A 3,829-nucleotide genomic window follows, 5' to 3' on the forward strand; every position below is an offset into this window, starting at 1 on the left:
CCGGCACCTTCACCCCGGCCAGCGGGTTGCCGCCCCAGTTCTCCGACAGCGGCACCGTCGAGCGCGGGGTGGAGGCGCTGATCTGGTCGGGGTTGACCAGCGCGACGCCGAACTCGCCGGTGTTGAGGATGTGATCGCCCGATGCCAGCTCCCCGGCCATCGCCGTCGACGACGGGTCGAGTTTTGCCCCAGACGCGATGGGGGACCACAGCCAGTCGGCCTTCGGGAAATACGGCCGCGGGCCGGACGGGCACGTGCTCGTGTCCCCGTCCGTCACGTCGGGGGCGGTGGCGGCGCAGCCCGCGAGAAAGGCCGGTGTGCCGGCTCCTGTCGCCGCAAGACTGTCCCGCAGCCGCGTTCCTCCCGGGTCAGCGGCCGACCGCAGATTGTCGAAGAGCTGCTGAGCGGTCTGGCGCCATCCGCATCCGGCGGCCACGGCAGCCGCGGCCGCGGGCGTGGGCAGCTGTGGTGAGGTCCCGATGGCGGGCGCGGTGAAGGAACCGAGAAGCGACGAGGTGGTCAGCGCGGCGGTGATGACCATCTTGATAGGGCTCATCGCCGTCACCGCGCGCCGGTGGTGAAGCCGTCGGGGGCAGGGAAGTCCCAGGTGAACGCTTCCGCGACCAGGGCTGCGAGTTCGCGACCGGCCTGGCGGGTCCGGGGCCGCAGCATCTCGAGGTCGATCCGGCCGCCCTCGGTGAGGTGCGGATCGGCCGGGAACTCGACGACTGCGCGGCAGCGGTCGGCGAAGTGCTCACGCAGGGCGGCGGGGTCGATGCTGTGGGCCTGTCGATCGCAGGTCAGGACGACGATCGCGTCGCGGACGAGCTCGTCGAACCCGTGTGCGATGAGCCAATCCAGCGTCGTTGTGATCCCCTCGGCGGCGTCGATCGTGGGCTTGCCCGTCACGATCAGGGTGCGTGTCGTCTCCAGGGCTCCGGTCATCGCCGAGTGGATCAGCCCGGTGCCGCTGTCGGTGATGACGATGTTGAAGAAACGGGTCAGCAGCGCCAGGACGCGGCGGTACTCCTCGGCGTTGAACGCCTCCGACATCGCCGGATCGAGGTCGCTGGCCAGGACCTGCAGGCGTCCGGCAGTGTTGACGAACCGGCTGACCTCGGTGAATGAGGCGAGCTGGTCGAGATTTTCTTGTTCGAGCAGCTGGCGCACAGTCGCAGAGGCCCGGTAGCCGAGCAGTCGTTGAGCGAGGTTGCCGGCGTCGGGGTTGGCGTCGAGGGTGACGACTCGATCGCCGCGGTGCTCGGCCAGAGTGAGACCCAGCAGCGCCGACGTCGTCGTCTTGCCCACCCCGCCCTTGCTGCTCGCCACCGTGATCGTGTGCCAGCCGGTCAACGGTGTCCGGATCCTGTCGAGGTGCACACGCTCGGCGAGCTCGCGCGCTGAGGCGCCGACTGAGATCCGGCCGCCGCTGGCCCTCCAGAGGAGGGCACGCAGGCCGCGGCGCGGTACCTCAGGCCGCAGGCTCTGCCCGCGCAGGTAGCCGTCGAATTTCGCGTGCTTCGGTGGCGCGGCCGGGGCGCTCGCTGTTGGTGTATCAGCCAGGGCTGCCGCTTCGGGTGCTGGCTCCGACTGGGGCCCGGTGGTGTCGGTAGGTCCCTCTTCGTCGCGGTCGGCGCCGTGCCCGGGCCGCGGGGTTGCCGAGGACGCAGTGTCGCGGGGCGCGGGAGGTGCGAAGGGAACTGCCCTCAGTACTGGGCCCGACGGGACCGCCGCGGATGGCGGCACAAGGGCACGCTCGCCACCGGGAGCAGCCGGAGCTGTCCGCGGCGGCGCGGCGCGACGGCCGTCGGGGGAGGCGCTGGGGGCGGGGGCGAGGGCGCTGCTCCATGCGCGGACGAAGGGCTGCACCGGCGCTGGGCCTTGCTCGGTCATGAGTCTCTCTCCGCGTTCTCGGGGATGGGGGCCAGCTCCACGACGAGCGCTCCTGAGTCATGCCGGCGGATGGGGATCGACAACCGCAGCCACATCGACGGCCCGGCTTCCCAGCCCGCTGCGGTCGCAGGCGGAACCGACGACCAGCGGGCTCCCTCGAGCAGCTCGACGTCGTCGCTCAGGTCGGGCGGCCCAGGAAGCCGCCGGTAGGGCGTCACGCGCGCCCGTACGTCAACGACAAGCCAGTAGTCGACGCTGATGATGCGACCCGCATGCGCGGCCTCGACGCGCTGGCGCCCCTTGCCCGTCCAGCCGAGCGTGCAGTCGGCTCCCGGGGGGAGGTACCAGCCGAGGGCCTCGACACGCCGCTCCGGTACCGCCTCGTCCCAGGACAGATAGTCAGTGGCAAAGCAGACCGCCAGCTGTGCTGCCTCGCTCCGATCCGGTGGCGTCAACGCTTCGAGCGGGCGATCAACCGAGGTCCGGACACCTGGGCGAGGACCATCGGCCGGGCGGTGGACCGCGGCGGCCGGGGCGCCGGTGGCTGGCGGGATGAACACCTGGGCGGGCGGGGGTGCATTGTGCGCCGAGTTCATCCGCACCGGCGCGACGACCGCCGCCCTCGGAGGTGACTGGGGCGGTGGCGAAGCGTCGGCGTCCGGCTGGGCCCACCGCTTTTTGACCGCGGCCAGCGCCGCACCGAGGACGTTCGGTGGTGGGACGCTCGGCGGAACCGGCGCCTGCTGAGCCGATGGGGAAGGAGCGGGGAGAGGGACCCGTGCGGGCGGCGCGGACGCCGGCACCGCCGCTCGCGCCTCAGGCGGCGCTGGGATCGGGACCGGCCTCGGTGTCGGGGAGGGCCTGGTCGGAGCGGGCCCGATCGGTGGCATGGGCGCGTACCCGGCGGCCGGGTGGTCCTCGGCTGGCCCGCCGTCCTGCGATGGAGACCACCACGGGGGAGGGGAGGAGACACGGCCGCGCCGCCCGCTATCGCGGCGGCTCACGACCTGGCCACCTCCTTCGGGGCCTTGCGCACAACTGCCGCGGACCCGAAGTCAGTCCTGGAAGGTCTGTTGACCGGCGAGAATCGGTACGATCGAGGTGTTCTCTTGCTCTGTTGACGACGACGGCGCCGCCCCGAAGAACATGCCTCTACCACGCGATACGGCTCGACTCGAGCCGCCGGAAGTGTCTGATCGAGGCAAGCAAGCACGGTACGACTGTACCGATATGAATTTCTGTGCGCTATACAGTCATGCATGACCATGACCGCACCCCACCGGCTGGTGCGTACGCTTGCCCCGATTCGACGCGGGCTCGAGCTCGTACCGACGGCGGAGGGTGACGAGGTGGTCAGGCGCCAGGCTGGGACGCAGGACGGGGTGGCTGCATCCAGCGCGCGCCGCAGGAGGATCGCCAACCCCCGCGGGACGATGCCCGAGCGGCTGAACTACCTCTTCCAGAACGTCCGCAACATCGACGACAAGCCGTACTCGGCGGCCCAGGTCGCGCGCTGGATCAACGACAACGGCGGCGAGATCAGCAGCGTCTACATCCTCAAGATCCTCAACGGCGAGCGGACCGACCCGTCACAGCGCTACCTCAAGGAACTCGCCCGATTCTTCGGCGTCTCACCCGCCTTCTTCTGGGAAGACGAGCCGGCCGATCTCGACGTCGACGAGCTGCGTCAGCGGATCCTGCTGCGTGACGACCTCGTCCAGTCGATGATGCTGCGCGCCGCGCGGCTCTCCCCGAGCTCGCAGCAGGCCCTGAGTGACATCATCGACAGCTTGCTCAAGGCCGAAGGAAAGTCGGACTAGCGGGGGGCTCGGCCAGACCGGCGTGCGGCACCCCTCGTCGCAGACACAGCTGCGCGCCCGGGGCGAGGCCCATCGCCCGGGCGCGTAACCGCTTCCTGATCGATCCTCCCCCCACG

General features: G+C 70.7%; 3 protein-coding genes and 1 pseudogene. 1 reads left to right on the forward strand and 3 read right to left on the reverse strand.

The window, feature by feature from the left end; genetic code table 11:
• The 3 genes and pseudogenes from PSD17_RS24655 to PSD17_RS24665 form a co-directional block, all read right to left on the reverse strand.
• Positions 1 to 556, reverse strand: a pseudogene (locus PSD17_RS24655) (hypothetical protein); the annotation flags it as partial.
• A gap of 5 nt (positions 557 to 561) precedes the next feature.
• Positions 562 to 1,353 (reverse strand): MinD/ParA family ATP-binding protein, encoded by a 792-nt coding sequence (locus tag PSD17_RS24660; RefSeq protein WP_339124708.1) that lies wholly within the window; start codon positions 1,351 to 1,353, stop codon positions 562 to 564.
• Positions 1,354 to 1,889: 536 nt separating this feature from the next.
• Positions 1,890 to 2,495 carry a hypothetical protein gene (locus PSD17_RS24665; RefSeq protein ID WP_339124709.1) on the reverse strand — a complete coding sequence of 202 codons (606 nt, stop codon included), beginning with the start codon at positions 2,493 to 2,495 and terminating at the stop codon, positions 1,890 to 1,892.
• A gap of 657 nt (positions 2,496 to 3,152) precedes the next feature.
• Between PSD17_RS24665 and PSD17_RS24670 the strand changes: the two genes are divergently transcribed.
• On the forward strand, positions 3,153 to 3,713 hold the full coding sequence (locus PSD17_RS24670) for a helix-turn-helix domain-containing protein (RefSeq protein WP_339124711.1): 561 nt from the start codon (positions 3,153 to 3,155) through the stop codon (positions 3,711 to 3,713).
• The last annotated feature ends 116 nt before the right edge of the window (positions 3,714 to 3,829 follow it).

This window comes from Pseudonocardia sp. D17 (genome assembly GCF_036984265.1).
Classification (GTDB): domain Bacteria; phylum Actinomycetota; class Actinomycetes; order Mycobacteriales; family Pseudonocardiaceae; genus Pseudonocardia; species Pseudonocardia benzenivorans.

Bases quoted from the DNA above. Each gene is read 5' to 3' on its own strand.
- PSD17_RS24670 (WP_339124711.1), top strand. From the start codon at position 3,153: ATGACCATGACCGCACCCCACCGGCTGGTGCGTACGCTTGCCCCGATT.